Below are 26,028 nucleotides of genomic sequence, written 5' to 3'. Positions count from 1 at the left end.
TGCCGCATGAGGATGGAGGCTGTCATCAGGGCCGTATCCGGGGTGGACAAAGGCCTGACCCGCATGACCACGGTGTTCGCTCTGCTGGTGCTGCCGCTGGCGGCGCTGCTGCTGGCCCAATGGCCGCTGCGTGAACTCGTGCAAGCCTATTCGCGCCAAGCCAATGACGCCGCGCAGGTGCTGTTCGCGCTGTATGTGGCGGTGGCTGTGACCGCGGCCTCGAGAAGCCACGCCCACCTGGCCTCCCTGCAGCCGCATCCGAGCGGCGTATCCCGGCCGCGCTGGCATGCCTGGGCATTGCTGGCCTGCGTCACGCCCTGGGCGCTGTTCATGCTCTGGGCCGGCTGGCCGCTGGTCGCGGCCTCGGTGGCTTCTTTTGAGCGGTTTGGCGAAACGCTCACGCCGGGTTATTTTGTGATCAAGCTCGCCATGGCGCTGATGCTCCTGCTGGTATTGGCCGAAGGCCTGCTCGAACTGCTGCCGCACGGCCGCGCGCCGGGCTCGCCATGAGCCTCACCGGCCCCCTCGCGGGCGTGTGGATGCTGCTGGCGCTGGGCGCACTGATTCTCGCCACCGGCCTGCCAGTCTGGGCCTTGCTGATAGGCGTGTCCAGCCTGTTCGCGGCGCTGGGCCTGGCCACAGGGGCTTTCGACCTCCAGATTCTGCAAGCCTTGCCCGTGCGCACGCTGGGCCTGCTGGAAAATGATTTGCTGCAGGCCATGCCGCTGTACGTTTTTATGGGCGTGCTGCTGCAACGCCTTACGGTGGCCGATGCCCTGTTTTCCGCGCTGTTACGGCTGTTCCGCCCGCTGGCCGGCGCGCATGCCCTCTCGGCCCTGGGCGTGGGCGCCCTCATCGCCCCCATGAACGGCTCGGTCGCCTCCAGTTCGGCCCTGCTCTCGCGCCTGGTAGCCCCGCGCATGGCTCACCTGGACACCGCCCGGGCCGTTTCCATCATCAGCGTGGCCGCCACCATAGGCGTGGTGGTTCCGCCCTCTCTGGTATTGCTGCTGCTGGGTGACGCCATGATGCTGGCGCACCTGGAAGCCAGCCGGCTGCCTGGTTATCTGCAGGCCGGCCAGCGCATCATCAACACCCAGGACGTGATGCACGCCGCGCTGCTGCCCGCCCTGTGCGTGCTGGCGCTCTGGGCCCTGGTGGCCTGGCGCCAGGCACGCAAGCTCAGGGAAACGCCGCCGCAAGCCCCCGCCAGCCGGTCGCAGACGGCCATCGCCCTGGCCGCAGGCGGCACCATCCTTGTGCTGCTGGCCGGTGTCTTTACCGGAAAGCTTTATGCGGTGGAGGCGGCGGCCACCGGCGCGATGCTGCTGGTCGCCACGGCCCTCATCGGCCGTTCGCTGCCGGCCTCCGGCTGGCGGCTGGTGCTGGCCGACACGCTCAAACTCAGCGGCGCGCTGTTCGCGCTGCTGGTGGGCGCGACCACCTTCAGCCTGGTGTTTCGCATATTCGGCACCGACCGCTGGCTTAACGGCCTGCTGCTGGGCTCCACACTGCCGCCGGGCCTGACGGCGGCGCTGGTGCTGTTGCTGGTGGCCCTGTGCGCCTGGGTGCTGGATGCCTTCGAGATGATTTTTGTCATCGTGCCCATCGTCGCGCCCGCGCTCATCGCGCGCCTGGGCGACGCCCAGCAGGCGGCGGTGCTGCTGCTCCTGGTGCTGCAGTTGAGTTTCCTGATTCCGCCCATGGGTTATGCGGTGCTGATGGCCCGCTCCCGCTCGGGCCTGCCGGCTATTTCAAGCCGGCGGCTGCTGGGTGCGCTGTGGCCCATGCTGCTGGTCCAGGTCGCGCTCACGGCGGCGGTGTTCGCGTTTCCGGCCACCGTGCACTGGCTGGATGCAGCCGCCCCCGCGGCTTCCGCGCAGGCGCCCATGGCCGACGATGAAATTGCGCGCCAGATGCGGGAGATGTCAGGCGCCGAACCCCTGGAGCCAGGCGCGGCCACCGCCCCGGCCGCGCCCTGAGTCGTTTCAAAATAGGGTCCTCTGAATAGCCTTCGCCAAAAAAGGAGACCGCAATGGCCGTGAAGATCGTCAGGCTGGGTACAGCCCGCAGCGCCAACGAGGGATTGCGCATAGGCACGGTGCGCAGGCCGCCGCGCGGCGTGCCCAAGACCGAGTTCGCCTCGCAGGATTGGTACGACGTCTGGTACCCCAACCTCGCGCCCAGCGTGGAGACCATGAAGCTGGGCCAGAGCGTGGAATCCGACAAGGACTGGGCCGCCTTCAGCAAAAAATACCGGGCCGAGATGAACGAGCCCGATGCCAGCCGCAACCTGGACCTGCTGGCGGCGCTGTCGCACCAGGCCAACTTCGCGGTGGGCTGCTACTGCGAGAACGAGGCGCGCTGCCACCGCTCGCTGCTACGGGATCTGCTCAAGGAGCGCGGTGCGCTCCTTGCCTAGCCTGTTTCAGAAGTCTGTCAGAGCTTGACGTATTCGTACTCGAGCGGGTTGGCATTGATGCCGCGGTCCGGTGGTGCAATCCACGCAGCCATCTTGCCGGGCTCCGTGACACGGTTCATCAGGCTTTTGACAAACGCCGTGTCGGCCGCCGTGGGCAACCACTGGTCTTTCCTGGCCTCAAAATCGGCTGCGCTAATCGGGTTTCCCTGCGGGTCGGTGAAATTGCCGGCCCAGGCGCCGACCTCGCGGCGAAAGCGCGTCGAAGGCAGGGTCAGCTCAAAGTCCACGCCGGCGCGCTTGATGCCCATGTTCCAGCGCGTCACGCCGACATTGCAATCCTTGACGTATTCAAGGCGCGTGATTTCATTCATGCCGTTGCGAGTCGAGATGGTCTCATTCTTGAAGCCACCCTGCCCGTCAGGCACCACGATGCTCATCTCGGTTTCCAGCTCCAGGTGGTCGGCGAACTTGGCTTCGTCGGGCCGGCCCTTGATGCCGTTGCTGAAGTAGTTGGCGGCGTTCGACGAGGCTTCCGAGCCGAACAGGTCCAGCGAGGAGGTGAACCAGAAATTCATGAACTTCTGGATGGTGGGCAGGTCGATCACGCCGGCCTTGCGCAGCGTGGCGACGTCGTCGGTGTCCAGCTCCTTCATCACTTCCAGCGTGCGCTTGATGACGCGACCCACGCCGGTTTCGCCGACAAACATGTGGTGGGCCTCTTCGGTGAGCATGAAACGCGTGGTGCGCGCCAGCGGGTCGAAGGCGGACTCCGCGAATGACTTGAGCTGGAACTTGCCGTCGCGGTCGGTGAAGTAGGTGAACATGAAAAAGCTCAGCCAGTTGTCCATGGGCTCGTTGAAGGTGCCCAGGATGCGCGGCTTGTCGGCGTCGCCGCTGTGGCGCATCAACAGCTCTTCGGCTTCCTCGCGGCCGTCACGGCCGAAGTGCGCATGCAGCAGGTACACCATGGCCCAGAGGTGCCGGCCCTCTTCCACATTGACCTGGAACAGGTTGCGCAGGTCATAGAGCGAAGGCGCGGTATGGCCCAGCAGGCGCTGTTGCTCGACCGAAGCCGGCTCGGTGTCGCCCTGGGTCACGATGAGACGGCGGAAGGTGGAGCGGTACTCACCGGGCACGTCCTGCCAGACGTCCTCGCCCATGTGGTCGCCAAAGCCGATCTTGCGGCCCTCTTCCTTGTCGGCCAGGAAGATGCCCCAACGGTAGTCGGGCATGGGCGTGTAGCCGTAGCTGGCCCAGCCCGAAGCGTCCACACCGACGGCGGTGCGCAAATAGACTTCCTTGGCCTTGAAGTCGCTGGGGCCCATCTCGTCCCACCAGTTCAGGAAGGCCGGCTGCCAATGCTCGAGCGCGCGCTGGAGCTGGCGGTTTTCGCCCAGGTGGACGTTGTTGGGAATCAGGGCTTGGAGGTCTATGGTGCTCATGATGTTTCCTTAAATCCGTTTCCAGTCGAACTTGGCTTTTTTGCCGGTTCCAAACAATTTCAACGCACCGTCTTCTCCCACCGCATTCGGGCGAATGAATATCCAGTTCTGCCAGGCCGAGAGACGGCCAAACACGCGCGTCTCCATGGTCTCCTTGCCCGGGAAGCGCAGCGAGGCCTCCATGCCGGTCATGGCGTCGGGCGAGAGCGAGGCGCGCTCTTCCAGCATGATGCGAATTTCGTCTTCCCAGTCGATGTCATCGGGCGTCAGGGTCACCAGGCCCAGGGCCAGCGCCTGGTCGGCGCGCAGCGGGCTGTCGCCGAGTTTTTGCAGCTGGGAAATCGTGGCCTCATCTTCGCAAAAGCGGGTTTGCAAACGCGTCAGGCCGTTGACAGCCGGGAACCAGCCGAAGTTGGCCGGGCTCAGTTGCAAGGCCGGGGCGCTGTCGGGTACGTCGGGCAAATCGAGCATGTAAATGCGGTCGCAGGCCAGGGCCAGTTCATAGAAGGTGCCGGCAAAACACGAACCAGCATCCACCAACGCGATCAGCGAACGGCTGGTGACGTCCAGCCGCGCCAGCGTGCGGCGCAGCGCGCCCGTGGTTTCTTTCACCAGCCAGTGGTCTTTCAGTTTGGCCAGCACTTCGTCCATGCGCATCACCTGGCCGGCGTCGCCGGTGGTCTTGATAACCCAGGTGCCAACTTCGAGCTCATTGGTGCGCAGGTTCAGGATGGCGTCGTCGAGTTCACGCTGCAGCTTGAGCGGGTACCAGCTGGCGCCGGCCGCTTCAATCGCTTCGGGTGTGGACTCAATGGCTGCCGCCGGAGCCTTGACGGTGATGGTGGCGATGCGCTTTTCGCGGTCCACCTGCGCGTCGACCACGCTGTAGTGGTAACCGCTGTCGTCGATCAGCGCCTTGAGCGGCGTCAGTTCTATGCCCTTGGCGCCGGCCCGTGTGGACTGCGCGCGCAGCGCCTGGATTTCGGCGGCCAGCAGCTCGCCGAACTGCTGCGGCTTGGCATGGGCGTCGATCAGCTTCCAGTCCTTGGCGCGGTCGGCGCGCACGCCCTCGGAGGTCGTGCAGAAGATGTCGGCCAGGTCGCGGCGCACCTTGCGCTTGTCGGTCACGCGGGTCAGGCCGCCGGTGCCGGGCAGCACGCCCAGCAAGGGCACTTCCGGCAGGCTCACAGTGGAGGAACGGTCGTCCACCATGATGATGCGGTCGCAGGCCAGGGCCAGCTCGTAACCGCCGCCGGCGCAGGCGCCGGTCACCGCGGCAACCGCCTTCAGGCCGTCATGGCGCGAGGAGTCTTCCAGGCCGTTGCGGGTTTCGTTGGTGAACTTGCAGAAGTTGACCTTCCAGCCGTGTGTCGAGAGGCCCAGCATGTAGATATTGGCGCCCGAGCACCAGATCTTCTCCTTGCCCGACTCGAACACCAGCACCTTGACGGCCGGGTGCTCGAAGCGCACGCGGTTGATGGCATCGTGCAGCTCGATGTCCACGCCCAGGTCGTAGCTGTTGAGCTTGAGCTTGTAGCCGGGCTTGATGCCGCCGTCTTCATTGATGTCGAGCTTCAGGCGCGCAACGTCGCCCTCCACGCTCAGCGTCCAGTGCTGGTATTTGCCCGGATGGGTGGAGAAGCTCACGAGCTCGCGCTCCTGGCCGGCAATGACCTGTTTGAATAAAAGCGGCTCTGTCATGGCGTTCATGGGGTTGTCTCCGGTTAGGTTCGTTCTGCGGTGTCGCGCACGGATGTTTTGGGAACGGCGCGTTCCAGGTCTTTCAAGCTTTGTTTCAGTGTGCGCGCGGCGGTATCAACCACGGCGTCGGCGCGGGCATACAGCGCTTCGCGGCTCGAGAGGATGCGGCGTATGTCTTCCATGGCCTCGTCGGTCGCGCCGCGCGTCGTGTCAAAGGGCCGCATGTCACCCTGGGCCACCACGCGGGCCATGTGCTCCTCGGGGCTGGCTTTGAGCCAGACACAGTAAAAGCGGCTTTGCAACAGGTCGAAGGTTTCGCGCTCGCTGACGATGCTGCCGCCCGTGGTCATGACCACGCCTTCCGGGTGGTCCTCGGCGATGCGGAACAGCGCGCGCCGCTCATAACGCCGGTAGCCGGCCTGGCCATGCAGCAGCAAAATTTCGTTCATGCTGGTGCCGGCCTCGCGTTCGATCTCGCGGTCCAGCTCGATAAAAGGCACGCCGCGCTCAGCCGCCAGCTGGCTGCCCAGCGTGGATTTACCGGCCCCGCGCAAGCCTATCAGCGCCACGCGCCGCTCGCGGCCCAAGGAATCGCTGAGGCCGAAAGTGCCGCCCAGCAAGCTGTAAGCCTGGTCCAGCTGGGCGTCGTCGAGCCGCGTCAACAGGCCCTGCACGCGGGCCAGCGCCGGTCGCGGGGCGTCCTGCAGCAGCTCCAGGATGGAGATGTTGAGCGCGCGGGCGGCGGCTTCGAGTGAATTGATGGAGACATTACCCTTGCCGCTTTCCACGTCGGCCAGAAAGCGCTCGCTCAGGCCCGAATCCGAAGCCAGCTGCTTGCGCGTCATGCCGCGGCGGGCACGCCAGGCCCGAACGCGGGCGCCCAGTTCACTGAGCGTGGCTTTCGATTCCTGTTCAGACATGATTTCCAAGAGACACCCGTTTGAAAAAATTAGGTCTTTATGCAACTTTTACCGTTGCGCCCCACATTAATTGCAGTATACTTCACTTTAACTTGATGTAAAGCAGTTTATTGCATCTTTTTTCTGGAGACTTTTTGATGAAACTCAAAATCCTTGTAGGCACCATGACCAGCACCGCTGACTATGTCGCACAAGCAATTCAGATGGATTGCGCGGATTTGGTGAGTGATATTGAGGTCGAGCTGATGGACAATCTGGACATCAGCGTCTTCGACGCGGCCCAGGCAGAAGATGCACTTTATCTCATCTGCAGCTCCACCTATGGCTCGGGCGACGTGCCCGACAACGCGCGCGCCCTCTATGAATCACTGGGCAGCAACCCGCAATTCCTCGGCCATGTGCGCTACGGCGTGATCGCGCTGGGCGACCGCACTTATATGCAGACTTTTTGCTTCGGCGGCAAAAAGTTCGACGAACGCCTGCAGGACCTGGGCGCGCAGCGCATAGGCGAGATCTGGTGCCACGACGCAAGCAGCGGCACCATGCCGGAAACCGAAGGCACCGAGTGGTGCCGCCAGTGGCTCACCGGCGCCCTGCAGACATTGGGGGCCAGTCCCGCCACCGCCTGACATACAAAAGAAGACCCCGTAGCGCTTGATCAGCGTGCGCAAGCAGCTACCAAAATAACAGCAATCTGGAGACAAGCATGCAAACAAGCAGCGCAGACCATTCGGCAAGCCCGCCCCGGGTGAGCATCCCGCGCGACTACAACGCGGCGCACGACCTGCTGGCACGCAACACCACGCGCCCCGGCAAAGTGGCTTTTAGGGACGCGCTGAGCGGCGAGCAACTGAGCTACGGCGAACTTGCCGAACAATCCCACCGTTTTGCCAATGCACTGCGCGCCCAGGGCTTTGCACCCGAAAGCCGCGTGCTGCTGGCCATGCTGGACACGCCGCAGTGGCCGGTCGCCTTCCTCGGCTGCATACTCGCGGGCGTGCTGCCCATCGCGGCCAACACCTTGCTCACCACGCAGGACTTTGAATTCATGCTGCGCGACTCGCGCGCCCGGGGCCTGATCGTCTCGCACGCCCTGCTGCCGGCCTTCGAGCCGCTGCTGGGGAAAGTCGACACGCTGAAAACAGTGGTCGTCGCCGGCGTCGACGACTGCGCGCCGCATGCCACCCTGGCCGGCCTGCTGCGCGCGGCGCCGGCCACGCCCACCGTCACCGCCACCTGCGCCGACGACGCCTGCTTCTGGCTGTATTCCAGCGGCTCCACCGGCACGCCCAAGGGCACGGTGCACCTGCACAGCCATTTGATCCAGACGGCCGAGCTCTACGGCCGCGGTGTGCTGGACATACGCGAGTCCGACGTGGTGTATTCCGCCGCCAAGCTGTTTTTTGCCTACGGCCTGGGCAATGCGCTGACCTTCCCCATGAGCGTGGGCGCCACGACAGTGCTGCTGCCGGCGCGCCCGGCGCCGGCCGATGTTTTTGCCCTGCTCAAAAAATACCGGCCGACGATTTTCTACGGCGTGCCCACGCTGTATGCCGCCCTGCTCGCCGACCCGGCCAAGCCGGCGAAGTCCGAACTAAGCCTGCGCGTGTGCACCAGCGCGGGCGAGGCCCTGCCCGCCGAGATCGGTAAAAAATGGACGGCGCAGTACGGCTGCGAAATCCTGGACGGCATAGGCTCGACCGAGATGCTGCACATCTTTTTGTCCAACCGGCCTGGCCAGGTGCGCTACGGCACCACCGGCCAGGCGGTCCCGGGCTACGCCCTGCGCATCATGGGTGACGACGGCCGCGAATGCGCCGACGGCGAGATCGGCGAGCTGCAGATCAGCGGCCCCAGCGCCGCCATCATGTACTGGAACAACCGCGCCAAGACCAAGGCCACCTTCGCCGGCGAATGGACCAAGAGCGGCGACAAGTACACCCGCGACGCCGACGGTTTTTACACCTATGGCGGGCGCAGCGACGACATGCTCAAGGTCGGCGGCATCTATGTCTCGCCCTTCGAGGTCGAGGCTTGCCTGATGACGCACCCCGCCGTGCTGGAAGTGGCGGTCATCGGCGTGGCCGATGCCGACGAGCTCGTCAAACCCAAGGCTTATGTGGTGTTCAAGGCCGGCCAGAGCGCCACCATGGACGAGCTCAAGGCCCATGTGAAGCAGCAGCTCGCGCCCTACAAATACCCGCGCTGGATAGAGTTCGTGAGCGAACTGCCCAAGACGGCCACCGGCAAGATCCAGCGCTTCAAGCTGCGCCAGCCGCGCTGAAGCGCCGCGCGCAAGAGAACCCGGCGTGCGGCAACAGGGCACCGCAAAAAAGTGCAAACCGGCCCAAATCAGGCATGGTCATTGCTTTAGATGTAAACAATTTAATCCTCAATCTCGGGTTTTACACTAGGGCCGGCCACACAACGCACGCTTACTATTCGTCTAACAGTTTTCAGCCTCAACCAGGAGCTATTCCATGACCTCACGCCGACTTGTACTGACCCGCAGCGCCGCCATGATAGGGGCGGCCTCCACCGGCCTTTTGCTCCCCGAAATCGTGCGCGCGCAGTCCGGCAAGGTGCGTGTCGGCTTCATGCTGCCCTATACCGGTACCTTCGCGCAGCTGGGCGTGGCCATTGAAAACGGCTTTCGCATGGCGATCAACGACCAAGGCGGCAAGCTGGGCGGCCGCGAGATCGAATTCTTCAAGGTGGACGACGAGTCCGAGCCGTCCAAGGGCATTGAAAACGCCAACAAGCTGGTGCAGCGCGACAAGGTCGACGTGCTGGTCGGCACGGTGCACTCGGGCGTGCAGATGGGCATCCAGAAGGTCGCGCGCGACAGCGGCGTGCTGAGCCTGATCCCCAATGCCGGCGTACACGCCGCCACACGCAGCCTGTGCGCGCCCAATGTGTTCCGCACCTCCTTCACCAATTCCCAGCCCACCCGCGCCCTGGGCAAGGCCATGGTGGACCGCGGCCACAAGAAGGCCGTCTGGATCACCTGGAAATACGCGGCCGGCGACGAGGCTTTTGAAGGCTTCAAGGAAAGCTACACCGCCGCGGGCGGCACCATCGTCAAGGAACTGGGCCTGCCCTTCCCGCAAGTCGAATTCCAGGCCCTGCTGACCGAGATCGCGGCGATCAAGCCCGATGCCGTGGCCTGCTTCTTCGCCGGCGGCGGCGCCGCCAAGTTCATCAAGGACTACGCCGCCGCGGGCCTGAAGGAAAAGATCCCGCTGTACGGCTCCGGCTTCCTGACCGAAGGTGTGCTCGACGCCGCCGGCCCCGCGGCCAACGGCATCATCACGACCATGCACTACAGCGACTCGCTGCCGACCCAGCGCAACGGCCAGTTCCGCCTGAGCTACGCCAAGACATTCAAGATGCAGCCCGACGTGTACGCAGTGCAAGGCTACGACACCGGCCTGCTGCTGATTCAGGGCGCCAATGCCGTCAAGGGTGATTTGAGCAACAAGCAGGCCCTGTACAAAGCGCTGGAGGGCGCCGTCATCGACAGCCCGCGCGGCAAGTGGACCATGAGCCCCTCGCACAACCCGGTGCAGGACATGTACCTGCGCGTGGTCGAGAACAAGGAAAACAAGGTGATTGGCGTTGCCGCCAAAGCCTTGGCCGATTCCGGCGCCGGCTGCAAGATGGGTTGATCTTGGCCCCCACGGTCGCTCACTGCGTGTAGCTCCCTTCCCCCGAGGGGGCCGCTGCGCCTGCGGCCCGGCAAAGCCGGTTCCGCGGCCCCTGCTGGCAGGGAAGGATCGGGGCTCGGCTCCGTCCCTTTTTTTTATATAGCTGGCACGGACCCTGCTGGCTGGCTTCTGGCAATGCTATCTTCAAGCCCATGACGCTCACCACCTACCTCCTCTATGTCGCAGCCGTCGCGCTGCTGATCCTCACGCCCGGCCCGACCATGCTGATGTGCATGACGAATGCGCTCAACCACGGCCCGCGCAAAGCCATGACTTCGGTGGCAGGCAGCGTGGCCGCGGTGCTGTGCGTCATGCTGCTCTCGGCCATGGGCCTGGGTGCGCTGCTAGCGGCGTCAGAGACCGCCTTCACGGTCGCCAAGCTCATTGGCGCGGCCTACCTGATCTGGCTGGGCATCAAGACCTTTCGCAGCGAAGCGGCCGTGTTTGACGGCACGGCCAGGGACGACAGCCCCTCGCAGCGCCGCTCGTTTTTCCTGCGCGGCTTCCTGGTCGGTGCCAGCAACCCCAAGGCTGTGCTGTTCTTCGCGGCCTTCTTCCCGCAGTTCCTGAACCCGGCCGCGCCCTTTGTTCCGCAGTTCGCCATCCTGGCCCTGACCTTTATGGCCTTTGAGTTCACGGTGCTGACCTGCTGCGCGCTGGGCGTCTCGCGCATCGCGCCGCTGCTGCGCTCCAGCCGCGCCGTGCGCTGGTTCAACCGGGTATCGGGCGGACTCTTCACCCTGATGGGCAGCCTGTTGTTGTTCACACGTCGCCACACATAAACCTGATTTATGGATCTAGCCAACTTCCTCATCCAGTTGCTCAACAGCGTCCAGTACGGCCTGCTGCTGTTCATGCTGGCCGCCGGCCTGACGCTGATCTTCGGCATCATGGGCGTGGTCAACCTGGCCCATGGCAGTTTTTACATGCTGGGCGCCTACCTGGCCTGGTCGCTCAGCACGCTGACGGGCAGCCTCACGCTGGCCATTTTGCTGGGCGCGGTGCTGTCGGTCGTCTTCGGGCTGGCGCTGGAGTGGCTGCTGTTTCGCCACTTCTACAAACGCGATCACCTGGACCAGGTGCTGCTGACCTTCGGCCTGATCTATATCTTTGAGGAAGTGCGCTCCATCCTCTGGGGCGACGACGTGCATGGCGTGACGATTCCCGATGTGCTGAGCGCCTCGGTGCCACTCACCGAGAACCTCTCCTACCCGGTCTACCGGCTCTTCATGTCGGGTGTCTGCATCGCGCTGGCCCTGGGCCTTTATTTCATGATCTCCAAGACCCGGCTCGGCATGAAGATACGCGCCGGCGCCTTCAACCGCGACATGGCCGAATCGCTGGGCATCAACATCAAGCTGATCCATGCCGTGGTGTTCGCGCTGGGCGTGGGCCTGGCGGCAGTGGCCGGCATGATTGCCGCGCCGGTCGCCAGCGTCTACCCCAACATGGGCTCGCAGGTGCTGATCATGTGTTTTGTGGTGGTGGTGATAGGCGGCATAGGCTCGGTGCGCGGCGCGCTGATTTCCGCCTTGCTGGTCGGCCTGGTGGACACCTTTGGCAAGGTGCTGCTGCCTTCGATGGCGGGCATGCTGGTTTATATGTTGATGGCGGCCGTGCTGCTGTGGAAACCCGAAGGCCTGTTCAAACAATGAGCACAGCAAAAGCAAACCTTGAAATCCTGCCGCGTGGCGTGCAGGTGGCGCTGGGCCTGGGGCTGATCGCGCTGGTCGCCTTTCCTTTTGTGGGCACCGACTTCTACACCCAGATGGTCATGCGCATGATGATCATGGCCATCTTCGCGATGAGCCTTGATTTGCTGCAGGGCGTGAGCGGCCTGGTGTCGCTGGGCCATGCGGCCTACTTTGGCCTGGCAGGCTATGCGCTGGCCTTCCTGACGCCGGCGGGCACGCCCGTGAGCCTGTGGTGGACGCTGCCGCTGGCCGTACTGGCCTCCGGCCTGGCCGCGCTCATCATCGGCTTTTTTGTGGTGCGTACACACGGCATCTACTTCATCATGGTCACCATGGCCTTCGCGCAGATGGTGTTCTACCTCTTCTTCGACAACAAGGCCCTGGGCGGCTCCGACGGGCTCTACGTCAACTTCAAGCCCAGCGCGGCCGTCTTCGGCTGGACGCCCTTCGACCTGGACAACAAGCTCACGCTCTACTACTTCACCTTGGGCGCCATGCTGCTGGTGTACGCCTTTTTGCGCCGCCTGCTCTGGAGCCCCTTCGGCCGCACGCTGGCCGGCATACGCGTCAACGAGCACCGCATGCGCGCCATGGGCTTCGGCACCTTCGGCTACAAGCTCTCGGCCTTCACGCTGGCCGGCGCGCTCGCGGGCCTGGCCGGCTACCTGTGGGGTACGCAGACCGGCTACATCAACCCCGAGCTCATGGGCTTTCACATGAGCGCGCACGCCATCATGATGGTCATCCTCGGCGGCATGGGCAATTTCGCGGGCGCCATCGTCGGCGCCTTCGCGTTTGAATACCTGCTGCATGTGTTCAAGGATCTCCCGACCCTCGGAAGCGTGAACCTCGGCAAGCACTGGCAGCTCTGGATGGGCCTGTTCATCGTGCTGCTGGTGGTCTTCGCGCCGCGCGGCATCCTGGGCCTGGTCGAAAAATTCACCCAGCGCAAATCCAAGGCGGAGGCCGGCCATGAGTGAAGTGCTGCTCTCGGCGAAGAATCTGACAAAACGCTTCGGCGGCTTGGCTGCGGTCAATGACGTCTCCATCAGCCTCTGGCGCAACCACATCCACGCGGTCATAGGCCCCAATGGCGCGGGTAAGTCCACCCTGACGAACTTGCTCTCGGGCGACCTGCCGCCCACATCGGGCAGCGTCACCCTGGGCAGCCATGACGTAACCGGCTGGACGCCCGAAAAAATCTCGGGCAAGGGCCTGGGCCGCAGCTACCAGAAGACCAATATCTTTTTGCCCTTCAGCGTCTGGGAAAACGTCAGGCTGGCCTCGCAGTCGCGCGCGCCGAATGCCGCGCGCTGGCTGCAGCGCGCCACCGGCTTCGCGGCGGTCAACGCCCGCGCGGAAGAGGCGCTGGAGCTGGCCGGCCTGCAGCACCGCAAGCACAGCATCGCCGGCACCATCAGCCACGGCGAGCAGCGCCAGCTCGAGATCGCCATGACCCTGGCCACCGAGCCGCAGGTGCTGCTGCTCGATGAACCGCTGGCCGGCATGGGCGTGGCCGAGGCCGAGCGCATGGTCGCCCTGCTGCTGGCCATCAAGAAAAACCACGGCATCCTGCTGGTCGAGCACGACATGGACGCGGTCTTTACGCTGGCCGACAAGCTCACCGTGATGGTCAACGGCCAGGTGATCGCCAGCGGCACACCGGCGCAAATCCGCGCCGATGCCGGCGTGCAGGCGGCTTACCTTGGCGAGGAGCACTGATGAACGCCCCCGAAAAACAGATCGACATCCTGATCGGCGCCCAGGACATCAACACCTACTACGGCGCCAGCCACGTGCTGCGCGGCATTGACTTTCACGTCGCGCGCGGCGAGACGATTGGCCTCATGGGCCGCAACGGCATGGGCAAGAGCACCCTACTCAAAAGCATCATGGGCCTGGTCAAGCCGCGCTCAGGCACGGTTGCGATCAACGGCCGGCCCATGACGGGCGCCCCGCCCTACGAAATCGCCCGCCTGGGCATCGCCTACGTGCCCGAAGGCCGCGGCATTTTCGGCAACCTCAGCGTGGTCGAGAACCTCAAGATGGCGGCACGCGCCGGCACCCAAGGCCAGCGCGACTGGACTTACGAGCGCGTGCTCGAGACCTTTCCGCGCCTGAAGGAACGCCTGGGCCACGGCGGCCAGCAGCTCTCGGGCGGCGAACAGCAGATGCTGACCATAGGCCGCGCGCTCATGACCAATCCGGATGTGCTGATCCTGGACGAAGCCACCGAAGGCCTGGCGCCGCTGATCGCGCGCGACATCTGGCGCATCTGCGGCCTGATCCGCGAGACCGGCATCAGCAGCGTGATCGTCGACAAGAACTGGAAGCACGTCACCCAGATCACCGACCGCAACGTGATCCTGGTCAAGGGCCAGGTGGTGTTTGAAGGCAGCTCGGCCGAGCTGCATGCCAAGCCTGAGTTGCTGGCGCAATACCTGGGTGTATGAATCGGAAGTCATCTACGGTATGACTGAAACTTTGGCCAGCAACAGAATTCCCAGGCGCTCTTCCATCTGTCCCCGGTGGCCGCTGCTGCTGGTCGGCAAAGTCGGCAAGCTCAAGGCACAGATGCGCGAGCGCAACGCGGCGCCGGCCTGAACGAACAGTTCGTCAGGGAGCGCGGCATGAAGGTATCACCGACCACCTCAGCGCTGGGCCTCACCGTGCTGGCCATGCTCGCCTTTGCGGGCAACTCACTCCTGTGCCGCCTCGCACTGCGCAGCACACCGATCGACGCGGCCAGCTTTACGGCGCTTCGCATCGCCTCGGGTGCGCTGGTGCTCTGGCTTTTCATTTCGTGGCGCGGCGTTACGGCGACCGGCAACTGGCCATCGGCCGGTGCGCTGTTCGTGTACGCTGCCGCATTTTCTCTGGCCTACGTCAGCCTGCCGGCAGCCACGGGTGCACTGCTGCTGTTCGGCTCGGTGCAACTCACGATGCTGGGCACCGGGCTGGCCCGCGGCGAACGGCTGGACGCCAGGCAAAGCGTTGGCCTGGCAATTGCCGTGGCGGGCCTTATCGCGCTGTTGCTGCCCGGCGCCGCCGCACCAAGCTTGCCATCAGCCTTGCTGATGCTGCTGGCCGGCATGGCATGGGCGGTGTATTCGCTGCGCGGAAAACGCGCCGGTGATGCAACACGGGCCACCGCAGGAAACTTCCTGCGCGCCACACCGCTGGCACTGTTGTTAGCCGGGTTGATGTTCCCGCAACTGATCTGGGACATGCGCGGGGCGGCGTATGCGATGACCTCTGGCGCGATCACTTCCGGGATGGGCTACATCATCTGGTACGCGGCGGTGAAGCGGCTTCCCGCCACTACGGCGGCCTCGGTACAACTTTCAGTGCCGGCCATCACCGCGCTGGGCGGCGTCGTCTTTCTTGGAGAGCCGCTGGGCTGGGCGCTCGCGGCCTGCTGCGCGGCCATTCTGGGCGGTGTTGCGTTGGCCGCACGCCCTTCGCGGCCAAAAAGCTAAGAACCTGTTTACGATCTAAAGCAGCAAGCGCAGTTCCCTCGCCGCATCCAGCAACAGCGGCAGCAATTCCTTCCGCATCACCTCCACGCGCAAGCGTTGCGGCGAGGACACCACATTGAGCGCGGCCACCGTGCGGCCCTGCATGTCGCGCAGCGGCACGGCCAAGGCGTGCACGCCCAGCTCATGCTCTTCGCTGGCCAGGCAGTAGTCGTCCAGCCGCACCTGCTCGACCAGGGCCTTGAGCTTGCGCGGGTCTGTGGTCGTGTGCAAGGTCAGCCGCGCTAGGCTGCCATGCTCGGCTTTTGCCTTGAGCCAGGCACTGAACTCGCTTTTGGTCTTGGCGGCCAGCAGGACGCGGCCGGTGGACGTGGCATGCGCGGGCAGGCGCGCGCCCAGATGCAGGCCGTAGGCCAGCACCCGGGCCGGCGCCGCCTTGGGGTCGCCGGAGGATTTCCACTCAAAGCCGCTGCGCCCGATGATGACGACCTCGTCACCATCCAGCACCGCGACCGAAAACGACTCCTGGACCTGCGCGGCCAGCCGGTTCAGCGCCGGCTGGATGGCGCGCGGCAGGCGCGCCGTCGCAAGGTAGCTGCCCGAAAAGCGCAGCACCTTCGGGGCCAGCCAGAAATAGCTGCCGTCGGTTTCCAGGTAGCCCAGATGCGTGAGCGTGAGCAGGTGGCGGCGTGCCGCCGCGCGCGTGATGCCGGCGCGCTCGGCCGCCAGCGTGGCATTGAGGCGCTGGCGCTGGGTGTCGAAACTCTCCAGCACGGCCATGCCTTTGGCCATGCCCTCGATCAGGTCGGGCTTGGCGATCGGGAAAGCGCCGGGTTTCGCAGTGCTTCGGGAAGTGACCATTGCGCGATCATCGCACAAACGGGCCGCACATCGTGCAAAGGCGTTTTGCGGCGCTGGCGGTTCCGCATGCGCCGGCCTACCCTCAAGGCTGACAGATTCATCGGAGACAAGACATGCGTGTACAGGTAGCCATCGTGGGTGGTGGCCCCGCCGGGCATTTGCTCGGCCAACTGCTTTATAAAGCCGGCATCAGCGCCATCGTGATCGAGCAGCGCAGCCAGGACTATGTGCTGGGCCGCATACGCGCCGGCGTGCTCGAGCAGGGCACGACCGACCTGCTCGACGAAGTCGGCGTAGGCAGCCGCATGCATGCCGAGGGCCTGGTGCATGGCGGCATCTCGCTGAGCTTTGGCGGCGCGCACCACCGCATAGACCTGCAAAAGCTCACGGGCGGCAAAAGTGTCATGGTCTACGGCCAGACCGAGGTCACGCGCGACCTCATGAATGCCCGCGCCGCCGCCGGCCTGCCGACCGCCTATGAGGCCGAAAACGTCAGCCTGCATGACTTCGACGGAACGCGGCCCAAGGTGCGTTATGTGCAGCACGGTGTGGCGCACGAGGTCGAATGCGACTTCATCGCGGGCTGCGACGGCTTTCACGGCGTGAGCCGCGCCAGCGTGCCGGCCGGTGCGCTGAAAACCTTTGAACGGGTCTATCCCTTCGGCTGGCTGGGCGTGCTGTCGGAGACCCCGCCCGTGGCCGAAGAGCTGGTCTACAGCAACCACGCGCGCGGCTTCGCGCTGTGCAGCATGCGCAGCCACACGCGCAGCCGCTACTACGTGCAGTGCGCCCTGGACGACAAGGCTGAACGCTGGAGCGACGACGCCTTCTGGGACGAGCTGCGCCGTCGCCTGGCGCCTGAACTCGCCGAAAGCCTGGTGACCGGCCCCTCGATTGAAAAAAGCATCGCGCCGCTGCGCAGCTTTGTGGCCGAGCCTATGCGCTTTGGCCGGCTCTTCCTGGCCGGCGACGCCGCCCACATCGTGCCGCCCACGGGCGCCAAGGGCCTGAACCTGGCGGCCAGCGACGTGCGCTACCTGGCGCGCGCGCTGGTGGATTTTTATGCCGGCGACGAGACGGGTATCAACCGCTATTCAGAGACCTGTCTGCACCGCGTCTGGAAGGCCGTGCGCTTTTCCTGGTGGTTCACCTCGCTGATGCACCAGTTCCCGGATGGCGGCGAATTCGGCCACAAGCTGCAGGAGGCCGAACTCAACTACCTGATCCATTCGCCGGCGGCCGCGACCTCGCTGGCGGAGAACTATGTGGGTTTGCCGCTTTAAGTTCAGCCGGTCCGGCGTGGCGCTTGTCAGGCCGCGCGCGCCGCGCTGATCGCCTGCCGGGCCCATGCCAGCAGCTGCGCCGGGTCATCGAGCAGCTCGGCAGGCGCGGCGTAGTACTTGCGCACCTGCACCACGCCGTTTTTGGTGGCGTAGCTAAAGGGCTTGGAGCCCTTCTTCTCATAGGCCGGCCGCGAGCTGTCGTCCACCCGGAAGTACAGGGTGTTGCCCATGATCATGGCGAACTGGTGTGCGCCGTGTTTCATCGCGTGGCCGCCAAAGAACTTTCCATCGCGGATGTCTCCGAGCGGCGCCAGCAGTTCACGCACATAGGCGACGAATTCGGTATTTGCGCTCACGCCGCCCGCTCCGCTGCGGCTGGGGAGATTTCCTGTCTTGGTTTCATGGCAGCCATTATGGCGATGGACGCCTGCCGCCCGCGATGCATTGCGGGTCGTTGAAGGTGGCCGGGTTGTTGCGGTCGCAGGGAATGCTGCAGTTGCTCGCGCCCCGGCAAGCGGACTTGAGGGATTCCTTCGCGGTCTGCTCCCAATTGATATCGGCGCAGGCGCTGAGCAAAGCGGCCAGGGCCGCGGCGATGGCAAGACGTTTCATGGGAAGTTCCTGAACAAATAAATCAAGCGCCATCGTCCGGCCGGGAAACCAGCAGGTCCCCGGGCTGGCAATCGAGAAATTCGCAAATACGCATCAGCGTGTCAAAGCGCACACCCTTGACCTTGCCCTGCTTGAGCAGGGACAGGTTGGCTTCGGTGATACCGACGTAGGCGGCCAGGTCCTTGGACTTGGCCTTGCGTTCGGACAGCATCACATCGAGTTTGACGACGATGGGCACGCGCGAAAACGAAGAAGACTTAAACGAACTGCGCGTTCTCTTCGGCCAGCGCCACGGCCCTGGCCATCACGGCGGCGATCTGCCACACCATGCCGGCGAACAGCAGGGTCAGCAACTCGTTGCTGCCCAGGCCCAGCGACAGCGCGCGCTGCCCGGCCGGCGCCCCCGCGGTCAGCACCACCGTGACCAGCGTGGAGGCCAGCACACCGGTGACCACCGACGCAAAAATGCCGGCGGCAAAACCACGCAAATACTTGACAGTGCGCAGGCTGAAATACTCGGCCTGCGAAAAACCCGAGAAGCAGCGCATGGCGCAGACCAGGCCATAAGAGGCGCAGCACACCGGCAACACGCCCAGCAGCACGGCCAGGCATTTTTGCCCCAGGGTGACCTCCATGGCCGCAGCCTGCGCGGCCTGCAGCGGCAGGCCCGCGCGCATCAGCAGGCTTTCCACCGGCGTGCTGAGCAGGTGGTAGGCCACGGCCAGCGGCAATGCCACCGCGAGCAAGGCACAAGCCCAGGCCAGCACGCTGCTGATGCCCTGCACATCAGGCCCGGAAGGGGCCAGGGGAGTTGCTGTGTGTTTCAAGGGAGCACCTCTTGTCTTGTGAAGAGGGCCTCAGTGTCGCAGAATAATTTCTGTAAAACAATAATTAATATCTTTAAAACAGAAATTATTCAGGCTATTTTTAGCGCTTTAGCGACAACCCGGGGCACCGGCGGCAAGGCTTTGGGGTAAATTGCCCCCACACCATGCCCAGCTCCAAACCGCCCGCCGCCCGCAAAAACCCCTCCCCGCCCGTTCCCCTGCTGCCGCTCAAAGGCGTGCGCGTGCTGAGCCTGGCGCTTAACCTGCCCGGCCCGGCGGCGCTGATGCGCTGCAGGCAGATGGGCGCGCGCTGCGCCAAGCTGGAGCCGCCCCCGCCCTCGGGCGACCCCATGAAGCTCTACAACCCGGCGGCTTATGCCGCGCTGCACGCCGGTGTGCGCATCGCCACGGCCGACCTCAAGACCGAGCGCGGCCAGGCCTTGCTGCACCGCGAACTCGCAAAAACCGACGTGCTGCTCACCTCCTTCAGGCCCTCGGCGCTGGCCAAGCTGGGCCTGGGCTGGAAGGCCTTGCACAGGCAGCACCCGCAGCTGAGCCAGGTCGCCATCGTCGGTAGCCCGGGCACGCGCGCCGAAGAACCCGGCCATGACCTGACCTACCTGGCCGAAAACGACCTCGTCACCGGCCTGGACCTGCCCGCCACGCTGTACGCCGACATGGGCGGCTCGCTGATGGCCAGCGAAGCCGTGCTGCAGGCCGTGCTGCACCAGCGCGCCAAGGGCAAGGGCGCTTACCTCGAGGTCGCCCTTTCCGCCGCTGCCGGCTACCTGGCCCTGCCGCGCAACTGGGGCCTCACGCAGCCCGGCGCGGCCGTGGGCGGCGGCCATGCGGGCTACCGCCTCTATGCCTGCAAGGACGGCCGCGTAGCGCTCGCGGCGCTGGAGCCGCATTTCGCGGCCAGCCTGTGCGCCGCCGCGGGCGTTGAGGCGCCCAACATGAAGGCCATGTTTGCGCCGGCCACGCATGCGGCGATTGAGGGCTGGTTCAAAGCCAGGACACGCAAGGAGCTGGACGCGCTGGCCGTGGAGAAAGACATCCCGCTGCATACGCTGGCACGGTGATGCACGCATGAGGAAGCAGGGAACGATTGCACGCTGGGATGCAGGCCGCGGGTTTGGATTTATTCGCGGCCAGGCGGCAGGCGCCGATGTCTTTTTTCATCTGAGGGATATACGTGGCGGCATGCAACCGCGAGAAGGCATGGCTGTCAGCTTTGAAGAAATTCACGTCGGTGGCAAAGGTCCGCGCGCAATGGCGGTTGAAGCGATGGATGCGGGGCCTCCCGCCAACGGCCGCGCCCCACCGCGAAGCCCTGCCCACTCCCGCCCTGAAAACAGGAATACCCCCCGACGGCGGCACCCAGGAGGGCAAACCACCGTTCAGACGACCGGACCTGGCTTCGGGTCGCTGCTGATCGTCAGCATGGCCTACGGCGGTTTGCTACTTTGGGCCGTCTGGCAATCGCTATTGCCATGGTGGGTATTGCCGGCGTCGTTCGTGCTCAGCCTCCTGACGTTCTGGATGTACTGGGTGGACAAGCGCGCGGCGCAAACCGGCCAGTGGCGCACACCCGAGAGCACACTGCAATTGCTGGCACTGGCTGGCGGCTGGCCAGGCGCATGGCTGGCGCAGCAGGTCCTGCGGCACAAGTCGAGCAAGCTTTCTTTTCGGCTTGTCTACTGGCTGATGGTTTTAGCGCACGGCTTGTTTCTTGGAGCCTGGCTTTTTTGGCCGCCTCTCAGGGCGGCCCTCCTGGCCTGGCGCTAGTGGCAGGCGATCAGGTCGCCTGAACCGTCAAGGTTTACGAAGCCCGCCGCGCCAGCACCACCATCGCCGCCCCCAGCAGCAAGGCGCCCACACCCTGCTGCGCGCTCAGCGGCTCGGCAAACAGCCAGGCCGCGGCGACGGCGGCCACCAGCGGTTCGACCAGCGTGCCGATCACCGTCGCGGTCGGCGACAGGCGCCGCGCGCCCCAGGCAAAGGCCAGGTAGGCGATCGAGGTGGTGAAGATGCCGGTGTAGCCCACCTGCAGCCAGGCCGTCGTGTGTTGCGGCCAGGTGATGCCCTGCGCAACGGCCAAGCCCAGCATCAGCAGCGCGGCCGCGCTCATGCTCCAGGCCGAGGCGGTGACGGCCGGCAGTTGCGCGGGCATGCGCGCATTGCCCAGCACCACCAGCGAATACAGCCCGGCCGAGGCCAGCGACCAGGCCAGGCCGGCCGCGTAGTGCGCCGGCAGGCTCAAGCCTTCGCCGGGCATGGCGATCAGGCCCACGCCAGCCAAGGCCAGGCCCAGCGCCAGCAGCAGCCGGCCGCTGGCACGTTCATAACCGCGCAGTACCGAGAGCAGCGCAACGATCACGGGCGCGCAGCAGATCGAGATCACCGTGGGCAGGGCCGCGCCTATGTGGCTCATGGCAATAAACCAGCTGGTGACGTTGAGCGCCATGGCCAGGCCCGTGCCCATGACCAAGGCCTGGCCGCGCCGGGGAAGATGCCGCCACTGCGCCGTGCGCGGTGCAGCCGGCAGCTGCCGCCAGTGCCACCACCACAAGAGCGGCAAACCAAGCGCGAAGCGCGCCAAAGACAGGCTGTAGGGCGCCATGCCCCCGGCCATCACAGACTGGGCGACCAGGGCGCCCACGCCCCACAAGACACCCGCAAGCAGTACACCGCCCCAGGCCAGGGCGGCCGATGTTTGGGTTTTCATGAAAATTTTCTCCGTCCGTGCGCCTGCCGCGAACGGGATCACCGCGAAAAAGCAGGCAGGCGCGTCAACTCAAGGCCGCGCGCTTGTCCCGCTGGAACAGGCACGGCCCAAGGGCGCAGCCCGGCATCAAGCCGGGTGCATCACAGAGCGACGGAGGGGGGAGAAAGCTGGAGATGCATGGGTCGCATCATAACGAAGACGAGGCTGAGGCGCCGCCGTAACCCAGGCCGGCCCGCGCAGGCCGCTCAAACACCTGCCGGACGAAGGCATACAAGGCCCAGAGCAGCAGCAAAGGAATCACCAGCGTCTGCAGCACAAAGATCACGATGAGCTTGATGATGTGCTCGGTGGCCTGCTCGGCCGCATGCTTGAGGTTTTCAACCTGTTTGCCCACGTCGCCGTTCTTGGCCAGCCAGTCTTTCATGCTCTCGACCAGGCCACGCTTGTCGGGAGCGACAGCCGCCGCGGGGTTGAGTTGCCCGGCCTGGCCGGTGGCGCTGTCTATCAATTGCTGGCTGGCCGCGTAATCGGCCGCAAGGAATTTTTGCCACAGCAGGTCGCTGCCCAGCGTCACCACCGGCACGGCAAAACGCAGCATCAGCAAAATCACCAGCAGCCTGGACAGCCAGAGCGGCACCCGTGCCCTGCGCAAATGCAGCCACCACCAGGCCAGGGCCGCGGCGCTCAAGGCCAGCGACACCGGCCAGTAACTGCCTATGCTGATCAGCGCCTTCTGGATGCCGAAGGCGACGCTGGCCGCCAGCATCAGGTGCGAGAACTGCTCCACCAGGTCGTTGACCGGGTCCAGGATCTGCCCGGGCGTGAAGGTCACGCCGACGCCAAAAGGCTGCACCGAGGCCTCGGTGCCCTGGGCCACGGAGATCACCGCATTGAGCAGCCGCGCCGTGGCAAAGCTGACCAGCGCGCGCTTGAGGCCGGCATCAACCTGCCGCATGGCCGGCGCGTCCAGCGGCGCCAGCCAGGCGCAGGCCGTGACGGCCGCCATGGTGAAAGCCACAAGGGCTCTGCGTGCGATGAGCATGGGGTTTCTCCTGATGACGATAGCAGTGGGCATCATGCCAAGGCGGCTGAGCGGCAGGTCCATCTTGCCGGAAAGGCCGGGTTAGTCGCTGCTACTTGCCCAGATATACATCTTCAGTAGACATGTGGCTACTAGCTCAAACGCGCACTACTCTGGTAATTAAAAACAGACACAAATATCTTGCGAGGGAACAAAATAGGAGGTAGGGATGTTCGCCCACAAGAATCAATGGGAGCAATAGCTTGTCTGAGCTTTATGTACTGACGGATTTCGACAATTTGGACAGCGCATTTGCAAGAATGCCAATTAACGCCATTGTCATGAGCATTGCTTCAAACATTCCAATTAACATTACGCAGCATTACACTGACATCAATGTACGTCTTTATGGCGGCTGGCGCGAAGGACCTCGGCTTACACGTCGCGCGCAGTTAATAATTCCTCAACTGCAGACCCATTTTCCGTGCACGTTCACTCCAACCGGCGGGACTAGAATTCAGTTGCAGGCCGAATTGGCATTTGGCCCGTTGTGCATTCCCAATGTCGTGCTGAACAATACATTGGCACACGACCGACCACTGAGACGCTTTTACAGCAAGCAAATACCATGGAGTCAGTGTGCCAACCCTGGCCTGTGTGGGCTTAGTCCTGTCGCTTCGCTTCAGCACGACACTCCTTGCACGCAAAATACTTGCGGGATGACTGCGGGGGACATTCTTATGCGAAGTGAGCAGAAGATGGTCGACACCTGCATTGTGGCGGATATCGCCCACTTGGCCTATTCAACCCAAGCATCTCACATAGTGGTCTTGTCATCAGATACCGACATGTGGCCAGGGGTCTTAGCAGCGCTAGCAGCCGGATCTCAAATTATTCAAATTCATACAAAGCGAGGCGGTATAACTCAGCCTCATTTAGTTCGAACAATACCCCGACAGCTTGTAACGGGCTACACAGAGCATTCTATTTAGCGAGGGTATATGGACATCAATGACTTCAAGAGAATACTGTGCGCTTTTGCTGACGAACAAAAAGATGTTGATGTTAGGCAAGGAAAAGTCGTCGCTTCGATTCGTGACGACATCATCGAAGCCAATCTAACTTACTCCGAAGAGGGTAATTTATTAGTTGAAGAGAACGAACAAAAAAGTCCGGCCCGAACTTGGCTTTTAACCAGAATAGCCAAGCTTCCTCAACTTGCCGATCGAATACTTGCTGTCACCCCAGAGCCGCAACCCTTTGTCACGCCATCAGGATTCCTCGTAGACGACCTCGCTGCCACTGCAGAGTTAGACTCGGAAGAACCTTTGTCGGACGTACTGCATACGTTGTCGAAGCGAATCAACAATCCGATTCCTGGTGCAACCTCAGTCCTTTATCTAACTTCCGATGCGGGAGAAGGAAAAACAACACTCATTGGTCTCGCAGCTCGGAATCAAGCAAAGCAATTAAAAGAAAAAAAAGCTCAACGGCTTCTAGTTCCCATTCCTCTTGGGGGTAAGGCGTTCCTAACCTTTGATGATGCCGTTATCTCTGCTTTGTCGAATCGCTTGAGATTTCAGTATCTTTATTACAGCGCCTTCCTTGAGCTAGTTAAGCTCGGCGCAATTGTTCCTGCCTTTGACGGCTATGAGGAAATGCTGATTGAGAACAATAAAGATGAAGCAGTTTCAGCGCTTAGCGATCTTATTAAGAGCCTCGACTCGAAAGGGAGTGTTCTTGTTGCAGCCCGAAAAGCCTTTTTCGAGTATCAAAGTTTCCGTACCCAAGCGCGACTTCTAGATGCTTTAGGCGAGCACTCTATTTCATTTTCTCGTCTAAAAATCTCTCGCTGGAGCAAAACTAAATTTTGCGAGTACGGTCAACTAAGGGGCGTGGCAGATGCTGCCAGCATCTATGAGTTAGTTGCAGCTCGACTTTCTGTCGATCATCCTTTGCTCACACGTGCAGTGCTAGTTAAAAGACTATTCGATATCTCTGAGGAAATAGATGATAGAAATGAATTAGTCCGCCAGTTGTCTCTCAATCCAGAAGATTTCTTTTTCAACTTCGTGAACGTGATCATCGCTAGAGAGGCAACTGAAAAATGGCTAAACCGCTCATCACAAGATGTCGGAGAGCCTTTGATCGAGCTGTCCGAACATCATCAACTATTGCGGGAATTTGCAATAGAAATGTGGCAATCAAGCACCAACTCTCTTAAGTACGACATTGTCGACTTGTTGGTCGATTTATTCTGCGAGTCTACAAAAAAGTCTGCCTTAGCCACCCGTCAAATAAAAGAACGAATCAAGCAACATTCGCTTCTAGTCGTCGATAGCTCGAGAGGGCCAGCAGTGGCTTTCGATCACGAAGATTTTCAGAATTTTTTCCTGGGGGAAGGATTTGGAGCGCTGCTTGCCAGAGGAGTGCAAGCAGAGATTCGCTCTTTAATGTCCATCAACGTCTTACCTCTGGCAACAGTGGAGCAATCTGTTCGGGCATACAAGAGATTTGGTGGGCATCTCGCCCCCACTCTTGCTGTACTTCAAACGATTAGCAATTCCGAGACGGGATACTCTTACGTTAAAGAGAATTGCGGTGCAACTCTTGCATGGCTTGCTGAGGACTCATCTCGTGACAATCAAACTGTAACTCTTGACGGTGTGGCATTCCCTGCCAATAGCTTGGCTGGAAAATCGCTTTCCAATGTCATCTTCAATGGTTGCACTTTTCATCCCACCACCATCAGGGATTGGCGAGATGGAAAAATCATCTTTAATAAGTGTCATTTCGAGCGGCTTGATTTTTCGGATCAAGGATTAAAAGATATCGAGTTCCGGCATTGCACATTTGATGCCGTAATGGATCTTAAAAGTAACGAGCAAATATTCGAACCCGCTCATATCAATAGAAAGCTCCGCGACGCAGGCGGACAGCTAGCCGATGGCTCATTTGGTAACCCATCTGATCAAGCGGATGATGACCGAATCTGGGAATTGCAACGATTTCTTCGGATTTTTCTTAGAACTACGCACGTAGACGAGGACGTAATTAAGCTCCGACTAGGTAAAGCAATTAGTCCTGACTTCTTCAAGCAAACACTGCCAGACTTAGTAGGTCTTGGTGTGCTTATAGACGTTCCATGGAAAGGTGGTGGTATTCAAAAGAGGTATCGATTGAATATTCCGCTATCTGAGCTTCAACAAGCGTTAGAGAAAGCCCATGGAAAGTATGAAGACTTCCTTACCCTCTTAACAAAACCCGATTGATTAGTTGAAACGCCGGAACGGCGGAATGAACTCTACGAAAGTACGAGAAGTAAGAGGGAGCT

27 protein-coding genes are annotated in these 26,028 nt (G+C 62.7%); 17 read left to right on the top strand and 10 right to left on the bottom strand.

What is annotated here, in order from left to right; all coding sequences use genetic code 11:
- The first annotated feature begins 63 nt into the window (after positions 1 to 63).
- The 3 genes from BLQ85_RS00670 to BLQ85_RS00660 are packed head-to-tail and all read left to right on the top strand — an operon-like array spanning position 64 to position 2,422.
- Entirely contained in the window at positions 64 to 510 is a 447-nt protein-coding gene (locus tag BLQ85_RS00670; protein ID WP_139200841.1) for a hypothetical protein, read from the top strand.
- Positions 507 to 1,982 carry a TRAP transporter large permease subunit gene (locus BLQ85_RS00665; RefSeq protein WP_074574155.1) on the top strand — a complete coding sequence of 492 codons (1,476 nt, stop codon included), beginning with the start codon at positions 507 to 509 and terminating at the stop codon, positions 1,980 to 1,982. Before BLQ85_RS00670 ends, BLQ85_RS00665 begins: the two co-directional genes overlap by 4 nt.
- A 53-nt stretch (positions 1,983 to 2,035) precedes the next feature.
- Positions 2,036 to 2,422 (top strand): DUF488 domain-containing protein, encoded by a 387-nt coding sequence (locus BLQ85_RS00660; protein ID WP_074574154.1) that lies wholly within the window; start codon positions 2,036 to 2,038, stop codon positions 2,420 to 2,422.
- Positions 2,423 to 2,439: 17 nt separating this feature from the next.
- Here the strand turns inward: BLQ85_RS00660 and boxB are convergent, their stop codons facing one another.
- Genes boxB through BLQ85_RS00645 form a run of 3 tightly spaced genes read right to left on the bottom strand, consistent with a single transcriptional unit; the run spans position 2,440 to position 6,485 of the window.
- A complete protein-coding gene (gene boxB / locus BLQ85_RS00655; RefSeq protein WP_074574153.1) occupies positions 2,440 to 3,864 on the bottom strand; it encodes a benzoyl-CoA 2,3-epoxidase subunit BoxB in 1,425 nt (474 codons plus the stop codon).
- 9 nt (positions 3,865 to 3,873) lie between these two features.
- Entirely contained in the window at positions 3,874 to 5,565 is a 1,692-nt protein-coding gene (gene boxC / locus BLQ85_RS00650) for a 2,3-epoxybenzoyl-CoA dihydrolase (RefSeq protein WP_074574152.1), read from the bottom strand.
- Between the two features lie 23 nt (positions 5,566 to 5,588).
- Positions 5,589 to 6,485 carry a helix-turn-helix transcriptional regulator gene (locus tag BLQ85_RS00645; RefSeq protein WP_074575076.1) on the bottom strand — a complete coding sequence of 299 codons (897 nt, stop codon included), beginning with the start codon at positions 6,483 to 6,485 and terminating at the stop codon, positions 5,589 to 5,591.
- Between the two features lie 137 nt (positions 6,486 to 6,622).
- On the opposite strand from BLQ85_RS00645, the gene BLQ85_RS00640 reads away from it, so the two are divergent.
- From BLQ85_RS00640 to BLQ85_RS00600, 10 genes are all read left to right on the top strand, one after another.
- A complete protein-coding gene (locus BLQ85_RS00640; protein WP_074574151.1) occupies positions 6,623 to 7,114 on the top strand; it encodes a flavodoxin domain-containing protein in 492 nt (163 codons plus the stop codon).
- Positions 7,115 to 7,191: 77 nt separating this feature from the next.
- Complete coding sequence (locus BLQ85_RS00635; RefSeq protein WP_074574150.1) at positions 7,192 to 8,769, top strand: benzoate-CoA ligase family protein; 1,578 nt, start codon at positions 7,192 to 7,194, stop codon at positions 8,767 to 8,769.
- A gap of 196 nt (positions 8,770 to 8,965) precedes the next feature.
- Complete coding sequence (locus BLQ85_RS00630; protein WP_007872404.1) at positions 8,966 to 10,153, top strand: ABC transporter substrate-binding protein; 1,188 nt, start codon at positions 8,966 to 8,968, stop codon at positions 10,151 to 10,153.
- A 191-nt stretch (positions 10,154 to 10,344) separates the two neighbouring features.
- Complete coding sequence (locus BLQ85_RS00625) at positions 10,345 to 10,974, top strand: LysE family translocator (protein WP_074574149.1); 630 nt, start codon at positions 10,345 to 10,347, stop codon at positions 10,972 to 10,974.
- Positions 10,975 to 10,983: 9 nt separating this feature from the next.
- The gene (locus BLQ85_RS00620; protein WP_074574148.1) at positions 10,984 to 11,847 is read left to right on the top strand and encodes a branched-chain amino acid ABC transporter permease; all 864 of its coding nucleotides are present in this window, start codon (positions 10,984 to 10,986) and stop codon (positions 11,845 to 11,847) included.
- Entirely contained in the window at positions 11,844 to 12,866 is a 1,023-nt protein-coding gene (locus tag BLQ85_RS00615; protein WP_074574147.1) for a branched-chain amino acid ABC transporter permease, read from the top strand. Before BLQ85_RS00620 ends, BLQ85_RS00615 begins: the two co-directional genes overlap by 4 nt.
- On the top strand, positions 12,859 to 13,608 hold the full coding sequence (locus BLQ85_RS00610) for an ABC transporter ATP-binding protein (protein WP_074574146.1): 750 nt from the start codon (positions 12,859 to 12,861) through the stop codon (positions 13,606 to 13,608). The genes BLQ85_RS00615 and BLQ85_RS00610 overlap by 8 nt, the downstream gene beginning before the upstream one ends.
- A complete protein-coding gene (locus BLQ85_RS00605; RefSeq protein WP_074574145.1) occupies positions 13,608 to 14,339 on the top strand; it encodes an ABC transporter ATP-binding protein in 732 nt (243 codons plus the stop codon). Before BLQ85_RS00610 ends, BLQ85_RS00605 begins: the two co-directional genes overlap by 1 nt.
- 19 nt (positions 14,340 to 14,358) lie before the next feature.
- Positions 14,359 to 14,490, top strand: coding sequence for a hypothetical protein (locus BLQ85_RS24890; RefSeq protein ID WP_256375414.1), 132 nt, complete (start codon positions 14,359 to 14,361; stop codon positions 14,488 to 14,490).
- 26 nt (positions 14,491 to 14,516) lie between these two features.
- The gene (locus BLQ85_RS00600) at positions 14,517 to 15,365 is read left to right on the top strand and encodes a DMT family transporter (protein WP_074574144.1); all 849 of its coding nucleotides are present in this window, start codon (positions 14,517 to 14,519) and stop codon (positions 15,363 to 15,365) included.
- Positions 15,366 to 15,380: 15 nt separating this feature from the next.
- Here BLQ85_RS00600 and BLQ85_RS00595 read toward each other — a convergent pair whose 3' ends face one another.
- Entirely contained in the window at positions 15,381 to 16,223 is an 843-nt protein-coding gene (locus tag BLQ85_RS00595; protein ID WP_074574143.1) for an IclR family transcriptional regulator domain-containing protein, read from the bottom strand.
- 113 nt (positions 16,224 to 16,336) lie between these two features.
- On the opposite strand from BLQ85_RS00595, the gene pobA reads away from it, so the two are divergent.
- Positions 16,337 to 17,506, top strand: coding sequence for a 4-hydroxybenzoate 3-monooxygenase (gene pobA / locus BLQ85_RS00590; RefSeq protein ID WP_074574142.1), 1,170 nt, complete (start codon positions 16,337 to 16,339; stop codon positions 17,504 to 17,506).
- Positions 17,507 to 17,532: 26 nt separating this feature from the next.
- Here the strand turns inward: pobA and BLQ85_RS00585 are convergent, their stop codons facing one another.
- From BLQ85_RS00585 to BLQ85_RS00570, 4 genes are read right to left on the bottom strand one after another with little or no spacing between them, the layout of a single operon-like run.
- Positions 17,533 to 17,862 carry a TfoX/Sxy family protein gene (locus tag BLQ85_RS00585; protein ID WP_074574141.1) on the bottom strand — a complete coding sequence of 110 codons (330 nt, stop codon included), beginning with the start codon at positions 17,860 to 17,862 and terminating at the stop codon, positions 17,533 to 17,535.
- Positions 17,863 to 17,917: 55 nt separating this feature from the next.
- A complete protein-coding gene (locus BLQ85_RS00580) occupies positions 17,918 to 18,118 on the bottom strand; it encodes a hypothetical protein (RefSeq protein WP_074574140.1) in 201 nt (66 codons plus the stop codon).
- Positions 18,119 to 18,140: 22 nt separating this feature from the next.
- Positions 18,141 to 18,356, bottom strand: a complete 216-nt coding sequence (locus tag BLQ85_RS00575; protein ID WP_074574139.1) for a helix-turn-helix domain-containing protein — start codon at positions 18,354 to 18,356, stop codon at positions 18,141 to 18,143.
- Between the two features lie 19 nt (positions 18,357 to 18,375).
- Entirely contained in the window at positions 18,376 to 18,945 is a 570-nt protein-coding gene (locus BLQ85_RS00570) for a DUF2975 domain-containing protein (RefSeq protein WP_139200840.1), read from the bottom strand.
- Between the two features lie 164 nt (positions 18,946 to 19,109).
- Here BLQ85_RS00570 and BLQ85_RS00565 point away from each other — a divergent pair, with 164 nt between their 5' ends.
- Both BLQ85_RS00565 and BLQ85_RS00560 read left to right on the top strand, forming a co-directional pair.
- Complete coding sequence (locus tag BLQ85_RS00565; protein WP_074574137.1) at positions 19,110 to 20,027, top strand: CoA transferase; 918 nt, start codon at positions 19,110 to 19,112, stop codon at positions 20,025 to 20,027.
- A 7-nt stretch (positions 20,028 to 20,034) separates the two neighbouring features.
- Positions 20,035 to 20,733, top strand: a complete 699-nt coding sequence (locus BLQ85_RS00560; RefSeq protein WP_074574136.1) for a DUF1294 domain-containing protein — start codon at positions 20,035 to 20,037, stop codon at positions 20,731 to 20,733.
- Positions 20,734 to 20,767: 34 nt separating this feature from the next.
- On the opposite strand, the gene BLQ85_RS00555 is transcribed toward BLQ85_RS00560, so the two are convergent.
- A complete protein-coding gene (locus BLQ85_RS00555; protein ID WP_074574135.1) occupies positions 20,768 to 21,673 on the bottom strand; it encodes a DMT family transporter in 906 nt (301 codons plus the stop codon).
- A 187-nt stretch (positions 21,674 to 21,860) separates the two neighbouring features.
- Positions 21,861 to 22,715, bottom strand: coding sequence for a hypothetical protein (locus tag BLQ85_RS00550; protein WP_074575075.1), 855 nt, complete (start codon positions 22,713 to 22,715; stop codon positions 21,861 to 21,863).
- A 980-nt stretch (positions 22,716 to 23,695) separates the two neighbouring features.
- Between BLQ85_RS00550 and BLQ85_RS24025 the strand changes: the two genes are divergently transcribed.
- Positions 23,696 to 25,966: a hypothetical protein gene (locus BLQ85_RS24025; RefSeq protein ID WP_139200839.1), complete on the top strand. Its 2,271-nt coding sequence runs from the start codon at positions 23,696 to 23,698 to the stop codon at positions 25,964 to 25,966.
- The last annotated feature ends 62 nt before the right edge of the window (positions 25,967 to 26,028 follow it).

The organism is Polaromonas sp. JS666, from assembly GCF_900103405.1.
Taxonomy (GTDB): Bacteria; Pseudomonadota; Gammaproteobacteria; order Burkholderiales; family Burkholderiaceae_C; genus Polaromonas.
The sequence above is the reverse complement of the archived record's forward strand: the minus strand, read 5'-3'. Positions and strand labels throughout refer to the sequence as shown.

Excerpts from the sequence above, each read along its gene's own strand:
- BLQ85_RS00605 (WP_074574145.1), top strand. The coding sequence starts at position 13,608 with ATGAACGCCCCCGAAAAACAGATCGACATCCTGATCGGCGCCCAGGAC.
- BLQ85_RS00645 (WP_074575076.1), bottom strand. The coding sequence starts at position 6,485 with ATGTCTGAACAGGAATCGAAAGCCACGCTCAGTGAACTGGGCGCCCGC.
- boxB (WP_074574153.1), bottom strand. The coding sequence starts at position 3,864 with ATGAGCACCATAGACCTCCAAGCCCTGATTCCCAACAACGTCCACCTG.
- BLQ85_RS00550 (WP_074575075.1), bottom strand. The coding sequence starts at position 22,715 with ATGCTCATCGCACGCAGAGCCCTTGTGGCTTTCACCATGGCGGCCGTC.
- BLQ85_RS00555 (WP_074574135.1), bottom strand. The coding sequence starts at position 21,673 with ATGAAAACCCAAACATCGGCCGCCCTGGCCTGGGGCGGTGTACTGCTT.
- boxC (WP_074574152.1), bottom strand. The coding sequence starts at position 5,565 with ATGACAGAGCCGCTTTTATTCAAACAGGTCATTGCCGGCCAGGAGCGC.
- BLQ85_RS00630 (WP_007872404.1), top strand. The coding sequence starts at position 8,966 with ATGACCTCACGCCGACTTGTACTGACCCGCAGCGCCGCCATGATAGGG.
- BLQ85_RS00620 (WP_074574148.1), top strand. The coding sequence starts at position 10,984 with ATGGATCTAGCCAACTTCCTCATCCAGTTGCTCAACAGCGTCCAGTAC.
- BLQ85_RS24890 (WP_256375414.1), top strand. The coding sequence starts at position 14,359 with ATGACTGAAACTTTGGCCAGCAACAGAATTCCCAGGCGCTCTTCCATC.
- BLQ85_RS00665 (WP_074574155.1), top strand. The coding sequence starts at position 507 with ATGAGCCTCACCGGCCCCCTCGCGGGCGTGTGGATGCTGCTGGCGCTG.
- BLQ85_RS00615 (WP_074574147.1), top strand. The coding sequence starts at position 11,844 with ATGAGCACAGCAAAAGCAAACCTTGAAATCCTGCCGCGTGGCGTGCAG.
- BLQ85_RS00660 (WP_074574154.1), top strand. The coding sequence starts at position 2,036 with ATGGCCGTGAAGATCGTCAGGCTGGGTACAGCCCGCAGCGCCAACGAG.
- BLQ85_RS24025 (WP_139200839.1), top strand. The coding sequence starts at position 23,696 with ATGGACATCAATGACTTCAAGAGAATACTGTGCGCTTTTGCTGACGAA.
- BLQ85_RS00560 (WP_074574136.1), top strand. The coding sequence starts at position 20,035 with ATGAGGAAGCAGGGAACGATTGCACGCTGGGATGCAGGCCGCGGGTTT.
- BLQ85_RS00580 (WP_074574140.1), bottom strand. The coding sequence starts at position 18,118 with ATGAAACGTCTTGCCATCGCCGCGGCCCTGGCCGCTTTGCTCAGCGCC.
- BLQ85_RS00625 (WP_074574149.1), top strand. The coding sequence starts at position 10,345 with ATGACGCTCACCACCTACCTCCTCTATGTCGCAGCCGTCGCGCTGCTG.
- BLQ85_RS00600 (WP_074574144.1), top strand. The coding sequence starts at position 14,517 with ATGAAGGTATCACCGACCACCTCAGCGCTGGGCCTCACCGTGCTGGCC.
- BLQ85_RS00565 (WP_074574137.1), top strand. The coding sequence starts at position 19,110 with ATGCCCAGCTCCAAACCGCCCGCCGCCCGCAAAAACCCCTCCCCGCCC.
- pobA (WP_074574142.1), top strand. The coding sequence starts at position 16,337 with ATGCGTGTACAGGTAGCCATCGTGGGTGGTGGCCCCGCCGGGCATTTG.
- BLQ85_RS00670 (WP_139200841.1), top strand. The coding sequence starts at position 64 with ATGACCACGGTGTTCGCTCTGCTGGTGCTGCCGCTGGCGGCGCTGCTG.
- BLQ85_RS00635 (WP_074574150.1), top strand. The coding sequence starts at position 7,192 with ATGCAAACAAGCAGCGCAGACCATTCGGCAAGCCCGCCCCGGGTGAGC.
- BLQ85_RS00610 (WP_074574146.1), top strand. The coding sequence starts at position 12,859 with ATGAGTGAAGTGCTGCTCTCGGCGAAGAATCTGACAAAACGCTTCGGC.
- BLQ85_RS00595 (WP_074574143.1), bottom strand. The coding sequence starts at position 16,223 with ATGGTCACTTCCCGAAGCACTGCGAAACCCGGCGCTTTCCCGATCGCC.
- BLQ85_RS00640 (WP_074574151.1), top strand. The coding sequence starts at position 6,623 with ATGAAACTCAAAATCCTTGTAGGCACCATGACCAGCACCGCTGACTAT.